Below are 15595 nucleotides of genomic sequence, written 5' to 3'. Positions count from 1 at the left end.
GGGCGGCATGATGGCGGGTCTGCGGCGGATGCGGCGGCCTGAGCTAAGCCCGGCCGATGATGGTTTTCTCTTGTGCGAGCCATTTTCGGCGCAATGCCGGCTAAATAACAAGCGCTTTATGCCCCGCCGCCGGCCCCACCAAGCATTTGCGGCAAGGCGCGCCGCGACGGCGACGCCCAGTCCGGGCCTGGATTTTTTGGTTCGATCAGCCCTATTTCGCTACCGAATTAAGAGCAAAAATTCTAATTCAAGTTATTGATTTTATTTGTTTTTTGCACCGCATCATCGGCCTGAATAATTTTCCGCATCAAAAAAAGCGATTAGATTCGCCTCCGTCACCTCCCTTATGTTTTCAGCAGCGACAACCCAAGTCGCGACCACAAAGGAGGATGCAATGAACGAGGACATACTCAAGAAAGTGCAGTCCAACCCCAAATTCAAGGAACTGGTGCACAAGAAAACCAGCCTGGGTTGGCAGCTCACCCTAGTCATGCTGGTCATCTACTACGGCTTCATCCTGGTGCTGGCGTTCTCGCCGGCCACGCTGGGCCATCCCGTCAGCGCGGGCGCCACCATGACGGTGGGCATTCCCATCGGCGTGCTGATCATCGTCTCGGCCTTCGCGCTGACCGGCATCTATGTGCGCCGCGCCAACACCGAGTTCGATCTGCTCAACCAGCAAATCGTCGAGGAGTCCAAACAATGAAGCAACGCGTCTTGCAACTGGCCTGCGTCTCCGGCCTTCTGCTGCCCTCCTTGGCCATGGCGGCCGGGGCCATTGAGGGCGATGTCAAGCAACAGGCCACCAACTGGCACGCCATCATCATGTTCCTGCTCTTCGTGGCCTTCACTCTGGGCGTCACGTATTGGGCCGCGCGCCGCACCAAGTCCGCCAGCGACTTTTACGCGGCCGGCGGCGGCATCACCGGTTTCCAGAATGGTCTCGCCATCGCCGGCGACTATATGTCCGCCGCGTCCTTCCTCGGCATTTCCGCGATGGTGTTCGAAAAAGGCTACGACGGCCTGATCTATTCGATGGGCTTCCTGGTGGGCTGGCCCGTCATCCTGTTCCTGGTGGCGGAACGCCTGCGCAATCTGGGCAAATACACTTTCGCCGACGTCGCCTCCTACCGCTTGCAACAGACGCCGGTGCGCAGCTTCGCCGCCACCTCCACCCTGGTGGTGGTCGCCATCTACCTGATTGCGCAGATGGTGGGCGCCGGCAAGCTGATCCAGCTCTTGTTCGGCATGAGCTATAGCTCGGCGGTGTTGATGGTGGGCGTGCTGATGGTGTGCTACGTGCTGTTCGGCGGCATGCTGGCCACCACCTGGGTGCAAATCATCAAGGCGGTGCTGCTGCTCTCCGGCGCCACCTTCATGGCCATCATGGTGCTGGCCACCGTGGGTTTCAGCCCGGAAGTCATGTTTGAAAAAGCGGTGGCCGCGCATAGCAAGGGCGTCGCCATCATGGCGCCGGGCAAGGCCGATCCGATCGACTCCATTTCACTGGGCCTGGCGCTGATGTTCGGCACCGCCGGCCTGCCGCACATCCTGATGCGCTTCTTCACCGTGTCCGACGCCAAGGAAGCGCGCAAATCGGTGTTCTTCGCCACCGGCTTCATCGGCTATTTCTACATCCTCACCTTCATCATCGGCTTCGGCGCCATCATGCTGGTGCTGAACCAGCCGGGCATGATGGAAACCGTGGTCAAGAACGGCAAATCCGTCACCCAGCTGATCGGCGGCAACAATATGGCGGCGGTGCACCTGGCCGAGGCCGTGGGCGGCGACATGTTCCTGGGCTTCATCTCCGCGGTGGCCTTCGCCACCATCCTGGCGGTGGTGGCCGGCCTGGCGCTGTCCGGCGCGTCGGCGGTGTCGCACGATCTGTACGCCAGCGTGATCAAGAAGGGCAAGGCCAACGAGGCCGACGAGATCCGCGTGTCCAAGATCACCACCGTGGTGTTGGGCGTGGTGGCCATCGTGCTGGGTCTGGTGTTCGAAAAGCAGAACATCGCCTTCATGGTGGGCCTGGCCTTCTCCATCGCCGCCTCGGCCAACTTCCCGGTGCTGTTCCTCTCCATGTTCTGGAAGGGGCTGACCACGCGCGGCGCGGTGATCGGCGGCTTCATCGGCCTGTTGTCGGCGGTAGTGCTGATCGTGCTGGGCCCGACGGTCTGGGTGGAGGTGCTCAAGCACGAGCACGCGGTGTTCCCGTACAAGAACCCGGCCATCTTCTCGATGACTCTGGCCTTCGTTTCCACCTGGCTGATCTCGGTGCTGGACAAGTCCCGCCAGGCCGACGAGGAAAAAGCCAAGTTCGAAGCCCAGTTCGTGCGCGCGATGACCGGCATCGGCGCGTCCGGCGCCTCCAAACATTGACAATGACATAAGGCCGGGCCGAGGATGTCGGCCTGCCTTTACAACCCACCGCGCCGCTCCAGCGGTTCCGGAGCGGCGGCATCGCTACACCGTTAATCCAGGAGAAGTTTATGTCCACGCTAGAATCCGTCCTCAAGGAAACCCGCAGCTTTCCGCCTTCCGACGATTTCCGCCAAAAGGCGACGATCTCCGGCATCGAGGCGTACCACACGCTGTGCGAGCAGGCGGACGCCGATTACCTGTCGTTCTGGGGCGATCTGGCGCGCGATCAGATCTCCTGGAAAAAACCGTTCACCCGCGTGCTGGACGATAGCCAGGCGCCGTTCTTCAAGTGGTTCGACGACGGCGTGCTCAATGTTTCCTACAACTGCCTGGACCGCCACCTGGCGGTCAACGCCAACCGCATCGCGCTGATTTTCGAAGCCGACGACGGCGCGGTCACCCGCGTCACTTACGCCGAGCTGCACCGCCGCGTCTGCCAGTTCGCCAACGGCCTGAAGAGCCTGGGCGTGAGCAAGGGCGATCGCGTGGTGATTTACATGCCGATGGTGATCGAGGCCGTCGTGGCGATGCAGGCCTGCGCCCGCATCGGCGCCATCCACTCCGTGGTGTTCGGCGGCTTTTCCGCCGGCGCGGTGCGCGACCGCGTCCAGGACGCCGGCGCCAAGCTGGTGATCACCGCCAACGAAGGCCTGCGCGGCGGCAAGAGCGTGCCGCTGAAGGCCACGGTGGACGAAGCGCTGGCGATGGACGGCTGCGACAGCGTCAAACACGTGGTCGCCTACCAGCGCACCCAGAACGAGGTGGCCTGGAGCGAGGGCCGCGACGTGTGGTGGCATCAATTGGTCAGCGGCCAGCCGGAACAATGCGAACCGGAGTGGATGAACGCCGAGGATCCGCTGTTCATCCTCTACACCTCCGGCTCCACCGGCAAACCCAAGGGCATCCAGCACAGCAGCGCCGGCTATCTGCTGGGCGCGGCCAACAGTTTCCGCTGGGTGTTCGACTACAAGCCCAACGACGTGTTCTGGTGCACCGCCGACGTGGGCTGGATCACCGGCCACAGCTATATCTGCTACGGCCCGCTGGCCAACGGCGCCACCCAGGTCATCTTCGAGGGCGTGCCCACTTATCCGGACGCCTCCCGCTTCTGGCGCATGATAGAACAGCACAAGGTCAGCATTTTCTATACCGCGCCCACCGCCATCCGCTCGCTGATCAAGCTGGGCGCGGACCTGCCCAAGCAGCACGATCTGTCCAGCCTGCGCCTGCTCGGCACCGTGGGCGAGCCGATCAACCCCGAGGCCTGGATCTGGTATCACGAAACCGTGGGCGGCGGCCGCTGCCCGATTGTCGACACCTGGTGGCAGACCGAGACCGGCTCCATCCAGATCTCGCCGCTGCCGGGCGCGGTGGCCACCAAACCCGGCTCGTGCACGCTGCCGCTGCCGGGCATCATGGCCGACATCGTCGATGAGTCCGGCGCTCAGGTGGACCCGGGCCGCGGCGGCTTCCTGGTGATCAAGAAGCCCTTCCCCAGCCTGGTGCGCACCATCTGGAACGATCCGGAACGCTTCAAGAAAACCTATTTCCCGGAAGAGTTCAACGGCCAATACTATCTGGCCGGCGACTCCGCCAACCGCGACGAGAACGGCTATTTCTGGATCATGGGCCGCATCGACGACGTGCTGAACGTGTCCGGCCACCGCCTGGGCACCATGGAGATAGAATCCGCGCTGGTGGCCAATCCGCTGGTGGCGGAGGCCGCCGTGGTCGGCAAGCCGCACGAGGTCAAGGGCGAGGCGGTGGTGGCCTTCGTGGTGCTCAAGGGCGCTCGCCCTCAGGGCGAGGAAGCCAAGAAAGTGGCGGCCGAGCTGAAAAACTGGGTGGCGCACGAAATCGGCAAGATCGCCCAGCCGGACGATATCCGTTTCGGCGAGAACCTGCCCAAGACCCGCTCCGGCAAGATCATGCGCCGCCTGCTGCGTTCCATCGCCAAGGGCGAGGAAATCACCCAGGACGTGTCCACGCTGGAAAACCCGCAAATCCTGCAACAGCTGCAACAGCCGCTATAAACGCCGGATTCGCCGCGCCGGGGCCGCCATGCGGCTCCGGCTTTTTCATGCCTCCCGCCTATCCGTCCCAGCGCTACTCCAGCCGGAAGCGCGAGATCATCTCGTCCTGTTCGGCCACGTCGGCGGCGGTGCCCTGGCAATGCCGCAACTGCACTTGCGCCGCGTCGCTTACACGCTGGCCGATGTGCTGAATGCTGCCCGCGCTGTCGTTGATGTCCCGCGTCATCTGGCTTTGGCGGCTCACCGCGCCGGCGATGTCGCTGTTCTTGGCGTTGATGTCGGAGATCACGTCCCGGATGCGCGTCAGCATCTCGCTGATCTGCTCGGCGTCCTTCACCGTGTTGCTGGCGCAATCGCGGCTTTCATCCATCTTGTCCCGGGCCTCGTTCACGCCGCGCTGCAGTTGCTCAATCATGCTGCGGATTTCCTGCGTCGCCTCCTGGGTTTGCGAAGCCAGCTTGCGCACCTCGTCCGCCACCACGGCGAAGCCGCGTCCCATTTCCCCCGCCCGCGCCGCTTCGATCGCGGCGTTCAGCGCCAGCAGATTGGTCTGCTCGGCCACCCCAGTGATCACTCTGACGATGGATTCGATGTTCTTGCTGAATTCGGCCAGTTCGTTCATGGACAGCGAGGTCTGCTCCAGGGTGTCGGCCAAACGCCGTATCGCCTGGCTGGACTGCGTCACCAGCGCCATCCGGCTGCCGGTCTCCTCGTGCGCCTGCCGTGCGGCCTCGGCCACCGCGCCGGCGTTGGACGTCATTTCGCCGGACGCCTCCGCCATCTGGCCGATGGACGCCACCAGTTGCTCCAGCTCTCTTTGCAGACGGCTGGCCTCGCCGCTGCTCTGCTGCGCCTCTTCCGCGCTTTGCTCGGCGCCATGGTGGACGCGCGTGGAAATCTGACGGATATCGCCGATCAGCCGCTGCAGATAAGCGATGAAGCGGTTCAACTCCTTCGCCACCTCCCCGAATTCGTCGCGGGAGCTTTCGTCTATGCGCCGCGTCAGATCGCCGTTGCCGCTGTTGAGCTCGGTCAGCGACTGCTTGAGCTGCTGCAAGGGGCGCCGCAGGATCTGCTGCATCAGGGTGCTGAGGATGACCATGCTCAGCAGCACGCCTATCACCGCGCCCCAAAAGCCGCGCCAGCCTATCTGCTTGGCCTCGGCCATCACCTTGCCCTCGTCCAGCACCACGCCCACCAGCCACTTGGCCGGCTGCAGATGCGACAGCGGCTGAAACGCCACCATCAGGCGCTGCTCGTTGACCTCCACCTCCTGCACCTTGCCGTCCAGGGCCGGCGCTTTCCCGCCGAACAACTCCGCAACGCTCTTGCCGTTCAGCTTGGCGTCCGGGTGGCTGATGATTTTGCCGTCGGCGGACAACAGGAAGGCGTAGCCCGCGCCGTTGAAGGTGGCGGTGTTCAGCGCGTCCGAAACCGACTTCAGGCTGAGGTCGCCGCCGAAAGCGCCTTTGAACGCGCCCTTGTCGGTCAGCTTGGCCACCGCCGAAATCAGGATCTCGCCGGACGCGGCGTCGGGATAGGGATCGGTCAGGCCGACGCCGGCGGCCGCCTTGGCCACCGGATACCATGGCCGCTTGCGGGCGTCCCAGGTGGGCGGGGGATTCCAGGACGGATCGTTGGAGATTCTCTTGCCGTCGCTGTCCAAGCCGCCGAACACCAGCTTGAACTCGTTCTTGAGCATGGGCCGCTGGAAAACCTCCAAAATGCGCTCGTTGCTGAAACCGGCGTCTATGGTCTCCGACATCAGCTGGATCTGAGCCAGCTTGCCGTTCAGCCAATTGGCGATCTGCTCGGCCAGCACCTGGCTGGTCTGGGTCACTTCCTGCTCTTTGCCCGCGCGTATGCTGTCCGCAACGCTCAGGTATTGCATCCAGGACAGGGTCGACAAGGTCACGGCCAGCACCAGCGCGGAAATCAGGCCGGCTTTGTGAGCGATTTTCATGGCGGGCGGTCCGGAAAAGTGAGTATTTTCACCATAGCGCACCCGCGCGCCGCTCCAAGCCCCGCCGCTTTGTTTTTTACGAAAATCGCGCGCCGCGCCCCCGGCGACGCCGGATTCCCCGCTTCAAGCGCGCGCGCCGGCAAGGACCTCCCGAAGCCTAGTCCGCGCCGGGAGTTGAAGCCGCGGCCCCTAGCGTCGATAATTAGCGGTTTTTGAAGCGGAATCCCACAGCATGCCCGTGATCACACTCGTCGAAAGGATAGACGCCCTACTGCCCCAGACCCAGTGCGGACAATGCAGCCACGCCGGCTGCCGCCCGTATGCGGAGGCGCTGGCGGAAGGCCGCGATCCGATCAACCGCTGCCCGCCGGGCGGCGACGACGGCATCCGGGCGCTGGCGGAACTGCTGGGCCGGGACATCATTCCCTTCGCCGCCGACGGCCCGCAGCCCAAGCCGCGCGCGCTGGCCGTGATACGCGAAGACAGTTGCATCGGCTGTACCCTGTGCATCCAGGCCTGTCCGGTGGACGCCATCGTCGGCGCCGCCAAGCAGATGCACACCGTCATCGCCGCCGAATGCACCGGCTGCGAACTGTGCCTGGCGCCCTGTCCGGTGGACTGCATCGACCTGGAGCCGGTGGCCGACCCGGCCGACGGCGAGCGCGAGCGGCTCATGGCCCGCGCCGCCCAGGCCCGCGTCCGTTATGAACGGCGGCAGGCGCGCAAGGCGCGCGATCAGGCGGACAAGGCCAGACGCCTGGCCGAGCGCGCGGCGGTGAACGCGGCGCCGGCCTCCCCCGCCGCCGCGCCGGCCGTTTCCGCCGCGCCCGCGTCGGCGGCCGACAAGAACGAATTGATCCGCAAGGCGATGGAGCGCGCCGCCGCCATGCGCGCCGCCCGCGAACAAGCAGACAAGGACAAGCCGTGAACGCCGTCAAACGCAAAGAAATCTTCACCCGCCTGCGCGACGCCAATCCACATCCCACCACCGAGCTGGAATACAGCAGCCCGTTCGAACTGCTGATCTCGGTGCTGTTGTCGGCTCAGGCCACCGACGTCGGCGTCAACAAGGCCACGCGCCGGCTCTATCCGGTGGCCAATACGCCGGCGGCCATGCTGGCGCTGGGCGAGGAATCGCTGGCCAACTTCATCAAGACCATAGGCTTGTACAAGACCAAGGCCAGGAACGTGATCGCCACCTGTCACCTGCTGCTGGAAAAGCACGGCGGCGAAGTGCCGCAAACCCGCGAGGCGCTGGAAGCGCTGCCCGGCGTCGGCCGCAAAACGGCCAATGTGGTGCTCAACACCGCCTTCGGCCAGCCCACCATCGCGGTGGACACCCATATTTTCCGGGTGTCCAACCGCACCCGGATCGCGCCCGGCAAAGACGTGCGAGAAGTCGAGGATAAACTGGTAAAATACATCCCTGACGAATTCAAAGTCGATGCGCATCACTGGCTGATCCTGCTCGGACGCTATGTCTGCAAAGCCAGAAAACCGGAATGCGAGCGCTGCGTCATTGCCGACCTCTGCGAATATCCGGCAAAAACCGTTATGATTAAAGACAACTGAATCAAATACTGGAAAAACTCCGGTTCCGCCCTTATTTTCCGCATAGACATCAACCTAAAAGGATAGCCTGTGACAACGTATCTGCGCACCCTGGTTGGCGCCTTGCTCGCAGCCTCGTTGCTGTCCGGCTGCGACAAGGTCGAGCGCTTCTTCAAAGGCAACTCCCAGCCCGCGCCGGTCGCCATTCCCGCGCAACAGGATGGCCGCGTCGCCATGTTGCTGCCGGACTTCACTCAATTGGTCAGCCGCGACGGACCGGCGGTGGTGAATATCCAGGCCAGCCGCGAAGACAGCGGGGCCTCCCAACCCAGCAATCTGCCGATTCCGGTGCCGGAAGACGATCCGCTGTACGACTTCTTCCGCCGCTTCATCCCCAATCATCCGCCTCAGCGCGAACAGCCGCAGGAAGAAAGCGTCTCCTTCGGCTCCGGCTTCATCATCAGCGCCGACGGCTACATCCTGACCAACGCCCATGTGGTGGCGGACAGCCAGCAGGTCAAGGTGATGCTGACCGACAAGCGCGAACTGCGCGCCAAGCTGGTCGGCGTGGACAAGCGCACCGACGTGGCGCTGCTGAAAGTGGCGGCGGCGGATCTGCCGGTGGTCAAGATCGGCAGCCCGGCGGACTTGAAAGTCGGAGAATGGGTGGCCGCCATCGGCGCGCCCTTCGGCTTCGACAACACCGTCACCGCCGGCATCGTCTCGGCCAAAGGCCGCAGCCTGCCGGACGAAAACTTCGTCCCCTTCATCCAGACCGACGTGGCGATCAACCCCGGCAACTCCGGCGGTCCGCTGTTCAATCTGCGCGGCGAAGTGGTGGGCATCAACTCGCAGATCTACAGCCGTTCCGGCGGCTTCATGGGCATCTCCTTCGCCATCCCCATCGATTTGGCAATGAGCGTGGTCGACCAGCTCAAGGCCAAGGGCAAGGTCAGCCGCGGCCAGCTAGGCATCAATATCCAGGAAGTGACTCAGGAGCTGGCGCAGTCCTTCGGTCTGCAGCGCCCCAGCGGCGCGCTGGTGGTGCGCGTCGATCCCAAGGGACCGGCCGCTCGCGCCGGCCTGCAGGCCGGCGACATCATCCTGAAACTGGACGGCAAGTCCATAGAAAGCTCCAAGGATCTGCCGGTGCTGGTCGGCTCGCTGCAGCCGGGCACCAAGATCAAGCTGACGGTGTGGCGCAAGGGCGTGGAAAAGGATCTGGAAGCCACGCTGGCGGAACTGGCGCAGGAAGCGCCGAGCGCGCAGCAGTCTCAGGAAGAAAGCTCGCCGCAAGGCTTCCAGTTCGGCAAACTGGGTCTGACGCTCAGCGAGCTGACGCCGAACCAGCGCTCGGAGCTGGGCGTGCGCGGCGGCCTGCTGATCCAGAAGGCGCAAGGTCCGGCCGCTCGTTCCGGCCTGCAGGCCGGCGACGTGATCCTGGGCTTGAACCAGGTGGAAGTCTCCACCATCGCCAACTTCGAAAAAGCGCTGGCCAGCGCCAAGGGCCATATCGCCTTGTTGGTGCGCCGCAACGAGGCCGTGTTGTTCGTGCCCTTGCGGCTGGAATAAGCGTCGTCTCGACCCGCATTGCCCAAAGCCGCCGTCAGGCGGCTTTTTCATTTTGATGGCATACCGCCCGCGCTGTTAGGATTGAGCTTTCGCGTCCGCCACAGGAGAGCCGCCATGGACTTTCACACCGCCGATCTATGCGATCAGTTCGACGAACAATTGCAGGTATTGACGCCCTCGCTGCAACGCTACGGCGGCCAGGCCCGATTTTTCGGCCGCATCGAAACCCTGAAGCTGTTCGAGGACAACAGCCTGGTGCGGGAGGCGCTGAGTCAGCACGGCGCCGGCAAGGTCTTAGTGGTGGACGGCGGCGGCTCGCTGCGCTGCGCGCTGCTGGGCGACCAATTGGGCGTGCTGGCGGTGGCCAACGGCTGGGCCGGCGTGGTGATCAACGGCTGCATCCGCGACTCCGCCGCCCTGAACAAGCTGGCGCTGGGCATACGCGCGCTGGGCACCCACCCGCGCAAATCGGTGAAGCGCGGCGAAGGCCAGCGCAACCTGAGCGTGGAGTTCGGCCAGACGCGTTTCAGCCCCGGCCACTGGCTGTACGCCGACGAAGACGGCGTGGTGGTCTCCCCCGGCGCGCTGCATCAAACCAAGTGACCGCGCCTCAGGCCTCGCTGCGTTGATAGACAGGCAATTCCTGTTGCGCGGCGGGGCTGCCCCAGGGCAGATGCTGTTCCCACCAGATATGGCCGGCCGGCGCCACCCGCTCCGGGTGGTCCAGCGAGGACACGGTGATGTCGAGCTCCTCCGGGTCCGACTCATGGCGATACGTCAGGGTGGAGCCGCAATGCGGGCAGAAACCGCGGCTGACCGCGGCCGAGGAGTGATACAGCACCGGCTTTTCCCCGCGCCAGTCCAGATCGGCCACGCGTACGGTGAACCAGGTGACGAAGGCCGCGCCGCTGGCGCGACGACAGCTTTTGCAATGGCAATGCACCACATCGTAAGGCTCGGCGCGCAAACGGTAACGCACTGCGCCGCATAAGCAGCCCCCGGTCAGATTCTGGCCTGCGCTCATGATGCCTCCCTCGCTGCTGGATTGACGATGGATCAGGAAGCGGTTGCCGGGCCGGCTCAAGCCGGCAGCCAGACAACGCCGCTTTTTAAATATGATTCACCGCCCGCGCCAGCGCCAAGCGCCAAGCCGAAATAAACCGGCTCCGGCCCCGGAATGGATGCTGTGCTGCAACAAAAAAACAACGGCCGCCCTAAGGCGGCCGCTGGCTGGCGAAACCGGAAGCGGATCAGGCCGCCTGCGTCGGGGTCGCGCCCTTGACCTCGGTCATCTGGTTGCCGGCGTCCACGAACACCAGCTTGGGCTGGTGATCCTTCAGCTCGGCGGCCTCGTACTGGGCGAAAGACGCGATGATCAGCAAATCCCCCGGCGCGGCGCGGCGCGCGGCGGAGCCGTTGACCGAGATGGTGCCGGAGCCGCGCTCGGCCTTGATCGCGTAAGTGGCGAAGCGCTCGCCGTTGGTGACGTTCCAGATCTGCACTTCTTCATATTCCAGAATGTCGGCCGCTTCCAGCAGGTTCTCGTCGATGGCGCAGGAGCCGATATAGTGCAACTCGCTGTGCGTGGTGGTTACCCGGTGAAGCTTGGATTTGAGCATATTGCGCTGCATGATTGCATCCTTCGTCCGCTGATCAGCGGAACACTTCGATGTTGTCGATCAGGCGGGTGCGCCCCAGTCGGGCGGCCGCCAGCACCACCAGGCGTTTTTCGCCGGCGTGCGCCACCGCCAGGGTGTCGGCCTGGCGAATTTCCACGTAATCCACGGTCCAGCCGGCTTGGGCCAGATCGTCGCGCGCGCCCTGCTCCAGCGCCGCGTAATCATTGTCGCCGTCCTGCAGCCGCTGTCGCACCTGCGTCAGATTGCGATACAGGCGCGGCGCCTCGGCGCGCTCTTCCGCGCTCAGATAGCCGTTGCGCGAGGACAGCGCCAGGCCGTCGTCGGCGCGGCCGGTGTCCACCGGCACAATCTCGATCGGCGAGTTCAAATCCTCCACCATCGCGCGGATCACGTGCAGCTGCTGGAAATCCTTCTTGCCGAAACAGGCCAGGTCCGGCTGCACGATGTTGAACAACTTGGTCACCACGGTGGCGACGCCGCGGAAGTGGCCGGGACGGAAGGCGCCGCACAGCTCGTTCTGGATATTCGGCGGCTCCACGTTGAAGTCCTGGCGCACGCGCGGATACAGCTCCTGTTCCTCGGGGAAGAACAAGGCGTCCACGCCGGCGGCGCGCAGCTTGTCGCAATCGGCGTCGAAGGTGCGCGGATAGGCGCCGAAGTCTTCACCCTGGCCGAACTGCAGCCGATTGACGAAGATGCTGACCACCACTTTGTCGGCGCGCTCGCGCGCCGCCTTGACCAGGGCCAGATGGCCGGCATGCAGATTGCCCATGGTGGGCACGAAGGCGAGCTTGCCCGCCTGGCGACGCCAGGCGCGCATCTGCGCCACGGTACGAATGATTTCCATTGCTTGATGTCCTGGACCGGGCCGATCAGAAAGTATGTTCCGCCGCCGGGAAGGACTTGTCCTTCACCGCCTGCACATAGGCCTGCACCGCGCCCTGGATGCTGCCCGCCTGATTCATGAAGTCCTTGACGAAGCGCGCCTTCTTGCCCGGATACACGCCCAGCATGTCGTGCAGCACCAGCACCTGGCCGGACACGTCGACGCCGGCGCCTATGCCTATGGTGGGCACGGAAATCGACTCGGTGATCTCGCGCGCCAGCTCGGCCGGCACGCACTCCATCAGCACCAGGCTGGCGCCGGCCTCGGCGTGCGCCTTGGCGTCGTTGACGATGCGGCGCGCGTCTTCCTCGCTCTTGCCCTGCACCCGATAGCCGCCGAAGGTGTTGACGAACTGCGGCGTCAGGCCGATGTGGGCGCACACCGGCACGCCGCGCTCGACCAGGAAGCGGGTGGTGTCGGCCATATAGGCGCCGCCCTCCAGCTTCACCATATGCGCGCCGGCCTGGATGATGCGGGCGGCGTGGGCGAACGCCTGCTGCGGACTTTCCTGATAGGCGCCGAACGTCATGTCGCCCAGCACCATCGCCTGCTTGGCGCCCCGCGCCACGCAACGCACGTGATAGAGCATTTCCTCCTCGGCCACCGGCAGCGTGGAATCTATGCCCTGCACCACCATGCCCAACGAATCCCCCACCAGCAGAATTTCCACGCCGGCCTGTTCCAGCAAGGCGGCGAAGCTGGCGTCGTAACAGGTCAGCATGGCGATCTTCTGCCCTTCCTGCGCCATTTTCTGCAGGGTGTTGACGGTAATTTTCATGCCCGTTCTTCCTCGTTTCAGTCGTCCGTATCGACCGGCGGGACGCCTAGAGCCCGCTTACGATCTGCTGCGCCTCAGGATGGTCGCGCGGCGAGCGCGGCGTCGAAACGCGCGGACGGGGCTGGGCCCTTCCGCCGTCTCGGCCGCAAGGCCGTCACCCGTCCTGGCTCGCATCATCGCAAACCGGCTCTGAGCGCTCGGCGGCTCAGACACTCTTGTTGAAATAGTTGCGCTGGCCTCGCGCCTCGCTGATGCAGCGGATCAGCAGTTCGAAGTCCTCGTCGCCGTCGACCAGATTCAGATGATCGGTATTGACGATCAGCAACGGCGCGGCCTCGTACTGATGGAAAAACTCGCTATAGGCCTGATGCACGCGCTTCAGATAGCCTTCCGGGAAATTGATTTCGTACTCCGCCGCCCGCGCGGCCACCCGGCTCAGCAGGTTCTCTTCGGAAGCCTGCAGATAAATCACCAGATCCGGCACCGGATGCTCGGGCATCGCCAGCCCCGCCAGGCGCTTGTACAGCGCCAGCTCGGCCTCGTCCAGATTGATCTTGGCGAACAGCGCGTCTTTTTCGAACAGGAAGTCCGACACCAACGGGCTGGCCAGCAGTTCGCCGTCCAGCATGCTCTTGGCCATCTCGGCGCGTTGCAGCATGAAGGACAGCTGGGTGGACAGGCCGTGGGCCGGCAAGTTGCGGTAGAAGCGCGGCAGGAAGGGGTTGGCGGCGGGATCTTCCGCCAGCAGGCGCACGCCCCAGTATTCCGACAGTCGGCGCGCCAGAGAGGATTTGCCCGCGCCGATCGGCCCTTCGACCACGACATAACGCAATTGACTCATCGCTCGCTTCCTTATTAGCTAGTTGTTTTGAGGCGCTCCACGCCCTGATCGGCCAGCCCTGCGGCCAGTTCGCCGGCCGTGCCCAGCGCCGGCAGCGCCAGATCGGGAGCGATCTCCGCCAGCGGGATCATGACGAAGCCGCGCAGATGCATGCGCGGATGCGGCAGGGTCAGGTCTTGGTCGCTCAGGGCGACGCCGCTGTAATACAGCAGATCCAGATCCAGCACCCGCGGCGCGTTGCGGAAGGTGCGCACCCGGCCGAACTCGGCCTCTATCGCCAGCAGCCGGCGCAATAATTCGCGCGGCGCCAGCGCGGTGTCCACTTCCGCCACGGCATTGATGAAGTCCGGCTGATCGGCATAGCCCACCGGCGCGGTGCGGTACAGGGCGGACTGCCGGGTCAGCGCGGTGTCGGGCAAGGCGGCGATCGCGGCCAGCGCGGCGCGGATCTGCGCCGCCGGCTGCTCGAGATTGCTGCCCAGCGCGATGAAGGCCTGCGCCACTTAGGCCTCTCCGCCCGGCTCGTCCGCGGCTTTGCGGCGATTGGCGGGGCGGCGGCGGCGGCGTTTCTTGGCCGGGTCCGGCTCGCCGCTGGCTTTGGCGATGTCCAGCAGCTGCTCGCGTTCGTCCTCGTCGGCGCGCTGGAAGTCATTCCACCAGGACACCAGCTTCATGTCCACCTCGCCGGCTTCTCCGCGCAGGGCGAAGAAATCGTAAGCGGCGCGGAAGCGCGGCTGCTCCAGGAAACGGTAGGCGCGCTGGCCGCTGCGGCTGTCGAAACGCGACTGCAGCATCCAGATTTCGCGCATGGTCACGCTGAAACGGCGCGGAATGGCGAAATCGTTGTCCTGCTCGGACTCCACGTCGGCAATCGCCTGCGCCAGCGCGTACACCGCGCGGTCGCCGGCGTTCAGGCGCTTCTGCCAGCGCTGATGCACCTGCTTCCACAACAGGGTGGCCAGCAGGAAGCCCACCGACACCGGCTTGTCGGCGCGGATGCGCTGATCGGTGCTTTCCAGGCCCAGCTTCAAGAACAGGTCGTCGCCCTTATCGTCCAGCACCGCGTCCAGCAGCGGGAACACGCCGCGCGCCATGCCTTCCTCGCGCAGCTTTTTCAGGCAGCCGTAGGCTTGGCCGGACATCAGCAGCTTGAGCATTTCGTCGAACAGGCGCGCCGGCGGCTCTTTCTTCAGCAGATGGGCGTGGGTGCGGATCGGCTTGCGGGTGGCCTCGTCGATATCGAAGCCCAGCTTGGCCGCCAGGCGCACCGCGCGCAGCATGCGCACCGGGTCTTCCTGATAACGGCGCGCCGGCTGGCCTATCATCACCAGCTTGCGGGCGCGCAAGTCCTTGACGCCGTGGTGATAGTCGATGACGGTTTCGTCGGACGGATCGTAGAACAACGCGTTGACGGTGAAGTCGCGGCGGTGCGCGTCCTCTTCCTGGCTGCCGAAGCTGTTGTCGGCCATGATGCGGCCGGTTTCATTGGTGTCGTCCACCGAACCGCCGCGGAAAGTGGTCACCTCGATGGTTTCCGGTCCCATCATCACGTGGACGATGCGGAAACGCCGGCCGATGATGCGGGAGCGGCGGAACACCCGGTGCACTTCCTCAGGCGTCGCGTTGGTGGCGACGTCGAAATCCTTCGGCGACACGCCCAACATCAAGTCGCGCACGGCTCCGCCCACCACATAGGCGGCGAAACCGGCCTCCTGCAGTCGGGTGGTGACTTTCAGCGCAGCGGAGCTGAGCTGGTCTCGGCGGATGCCGTGTTGCGGCAGAGGAATCACGCGCGCCTTGGTGCGGCGCTTGCCCATGCCGGCGGGCAGGTCCAGTACTTTACGGATAAACTTGCGGATCATTATGAGAAGATAGTCGACTTGGAATGCCAGGATTCGCAAGACTAG

General features: G+C 64.5%; 15 protein-coding genes. 7 read left to right on the top strand and 8 right to left on the bottom strand.

What is annotated here, in order from left to right; translation table 11 throughout:
• The first annotated feature begins 394 nt into the window (after positions 1 to 394).
• From NK214_RS07490 to acs, 3 genes are all read left to right on the top strand, one after another.
• Positions 395 to 706, top strand: a complete 312-nt coding sequence (locus tag NK214_RS07490) for a DUF485 domain-containing protein (RefSeq protein ID WP_107800215.1) — start codon at positions 395 to 397, stop codon at positions 704 to 706.
• On the top strand, positions 703 to 2382 hold the full coding sequence (locus NK214_RS07485; RefSeq protein ID WP_107800216.1) for a cation acetate symporter: 1680 nt from the start codon (positions 703 to 705) through the stop codon (positions 2380 to 2382). Before NK214_RS07490 ends, NK214_RS07485 begins: the two co-directional genes overlap by 4 nt.
• A gap of 110 nt (positions 2383 to 2492) precedes the next feature.
• Positions 2493 to 4457, top strand: coding sequence for an acetate--CoA ligase (gene acs / locus NK214_RS07480; protein WP_107800217.1), 1965 nt, complete (start codon positions 2493 to 2495; stop codon positions 4455 to 4457).
• A gap of 73 nt (positions 4458 to 4530) precedes the next feature.
• On the opposite strand, the gene NK214_RS07475 is transcribed toward acs, so the two are convergent.
• Positions 4531 to 6420, bottom strand: coding sequence for a methyl-accepting chemotaxis protein (locus tag NK214_RS07475; protein ID WP_253314134.1), 1890 nt, complete (start codon positions 6418 to 6420; stop codon positions 4531 to 4533).
• 232 nt (positions 6421 to 6652) lie between these two features.
• Here NK214_RS07475 and rsxB point away from each other — a divergent pair, with 232 nt between their 5' ends.
• From rsxB to rraA, 4 genes are all read left to right on the top strand, one after another.
• Entirely contained in the window at positions 6653 to 7348 is a 696-nt protein-coding gene (gene rsxB / locus NK214_RS07470; protein WP_253314133.1) for an electron transport complex subunit RsxB, read from the top strand.
• Positions 7345 to 7992 carry an endonuclease III gene (gene nth, locus NK214_RS07465; protein ID WP_048413849.1) on the top strand — a complete coding sequence of 216 codons (648 nt, stop codon included), beginning with the start codon at positions 7345 to 7347 and terminating at the stop codon, positions 7990 to 7992. Before rsxB ends, nth begins: the two co-directional genes overlap by 4 nt.
• 69 nt (positions 7993 to 8061) lie before the next feature.
• Complete coding sequence (locus NK214_RS07460) at positions 8062 to 9543, top strand: DegQ family serine endoprotease (protein ID WP_227107641.1); 1482 nt, start codon at positions 8062 to 8064, stop codon at positions 9541 to 9543.
• A gap of 114 nt (positions 9544 to 9657) precedes the next feature.
• Positions 9658 to 10146 (top strand): ribonuclease E activity regulator RraA, encoded by a 489-nt coding sequence (gene rraA / locus NK214_RS07455; RefSeq protein ID WP_227107638.1) that lies wholly within the window; start codon positions 9658 to 9660, stop codon positions 10144 to 10146.
• Positions 10147 to 10153: 7 nt separating this feature from the next.
• Here the strand turns inward: rraA and NK214_RS07450 are convergent, their stop codons facing one another.
• From NK214_RS07450 to pcnB, 7 genes are all read right to left on the bottom strand, one after another.
• A complete protein-coding gene (locus tag NK214_RS07450; protein ID WP_107801915.1) occupies positions 10154 to 10567 on the bottom strand; it encodes a GFA family protein in 414 nt (137 codons plus the stop codon).
• A gap of 226 nt (positions 10568 to 10793) precedes the next feature.
• Complete coding sequence (gene panD, locus NK214_RS07445) at positions 10794 to 11174, bottom strand: aspartate 1-decarboxylase (RefSeq protein ID WP_107800221.1); 381 nt, start codon at positions 11172 to 11174, stop codon at positions 10794 to 10796.
• A gap of 22 nt (positions 11175 to 11196) precedes the next feature.
• Complete coding sequence (gene panC, locus NK214_RS07440; RefSeq protein ID WP_107800222.1) at positions 11197 to 12030, bottom strand: pantoate--beta-alanine ligase; 834 nt, start codon at positions 12028 to 12030, stop codon at positions 11197 to 11199.
• A gap of 25 nt (positions 12031 to 12055) precedes the next feature.
• A complete protein-coding gene (panB, locus tag NK214_RS07435) occupies positions 12056 to 12847 on the bottom strand; it encodes a 3-methyl-2-oxobutanoate hydroxymethyltransferase (protein ID WP_107800223.1) in 792 nt (263 codons plus the stop codon).
• 205 nt (positions 12848 to 13052) lie between these two features.
• On the bottom strand, positions 13053 to 13688 hold the full coding sequence (locus NK214_RS07430; protein ID WP_227107635.1) for a deoxynucleoside kinase: 636 nt from the start codon (positions 13686 to 13688) through the stop codon (positions 13053 to 13055).
• A gap of 14 nt (positions 13689 to 13702) precedes the next feature.
• Positions 13703 to 14191, bottom strand: a complete 489-nt coding sequence (gene folK, locus NK214_RS07425; RefSeq protein WP_107800224.1) for a 2-amino-4-hydroxy-6-hydroxymethyldihydropteridine diphosphokinase — start codon at positions 14189 to 14191, stop codon at positions 13703 to 13705.
• Positions 14192 to 15550 carry a polynucleotide adenylyltransferase PcnB gene (gene pcnB / locus NK214_RS07420; RefSeq protein ID WP_107800225.1) on the bottom strand — a complete coding sequence of 453 codons (1359 nt, stop codon included), beginning with the start codon at positions 15548 to 15550 and terminating at the stop codon, positions 14192 to 14194.
• Positions 15551 to 15595 lie beyond the last annotated feature (45 nt).

The organism is Chromobacterium sp. S0633 (assembly GCF_024158805.1).
Taxonomy (GTDB): domain Bacteria; phylum Pseudomonadota; class Gammaproteobacteria; order Burkholderiales; family Chromobacteriaceae; genus Chromobacterium.
This window is presented reverse-complemented; position numbering and strand designations above follow the sequence as displayed.

Coding starts and splice junctions, on each gene's coding strand:
- panC (WP_107800222.1), bottom strand. CDS start 12,030: ATGGAAATCATTCGTACCGTGGCGCAGATGCGCGCCTGGCGTCGCCAG.
- panD (WP_107800221.1), bottom strand. CDS start 11,174: ATGCAGCGCAATATGCTCAAATCCAAGCTTCACCGGGTAACCACCACG.
- rraA (WP_227107638.1), top strand. CDS start 9,658: ATGGACTTTCACACCGCCGATCTATGCGATCAGTTCGACGAACAATTG.
- NK214_RS07450 (WP_107801915.1), bottom strand. CDS start 10,567: ATGAGCGCAGGCCAGAATCTGACCGGGGGCTGCTTATGCGGCGCAGTG.
- rsxB (WP_253314133.1), top strand. CDS start 6,653: ATGCCCGTGATCACACTCGTCGAAAGGATAGACGCCCTACTGCCCCAG.
- pcnB (WP_107800225.1), bottom strand. CDS start 15,550: ATGATCCGCAAGTTTATCCGTAAAGTACTGGACCTGCCCGCCGGCATG.
- NK214_RS07430 (WP_227107635.1), bottom strand. CDS start 13,688: ATGAGTCAATTGCGTTATGTCGTGGTCGAAGGGCCGATCGGCGCGGGC.
- panB (WP_107800223.1), bottom strand. CDS start 12,847: ATGAAAATTACCGTCAACACCCTGCAGAAAATGGCGCAGGAAGGGCAG.
- acs (WP_107800217.1), top strand. CDS start 2,493: ATGTCCACGCTAGAATCCGTCCTCAAGGAAACCCGCAGCTTTCCGCCT.
- NK214_RS07490 (WP_107800215.1), top strand. CDS start 395: ATGAACGAGGACATACTCAAGAAAGTGCAGTCCAACCCCAAATTCAAG.
- NK214_RS07475 (WP_253314134.1), bottom strand. CDS start 6,420: ATGAAAATCGCTCACAAAGCCGGCCTGATTTCCGCGCTGGTGCTGGCC.
- NK214_RS07485 (WP_107800216.1), top strand. CDS start 703: ATGAAGCAACGCGTCTTGCAACTGGCCTGCGTCTCCGGCCTTCTGCTG.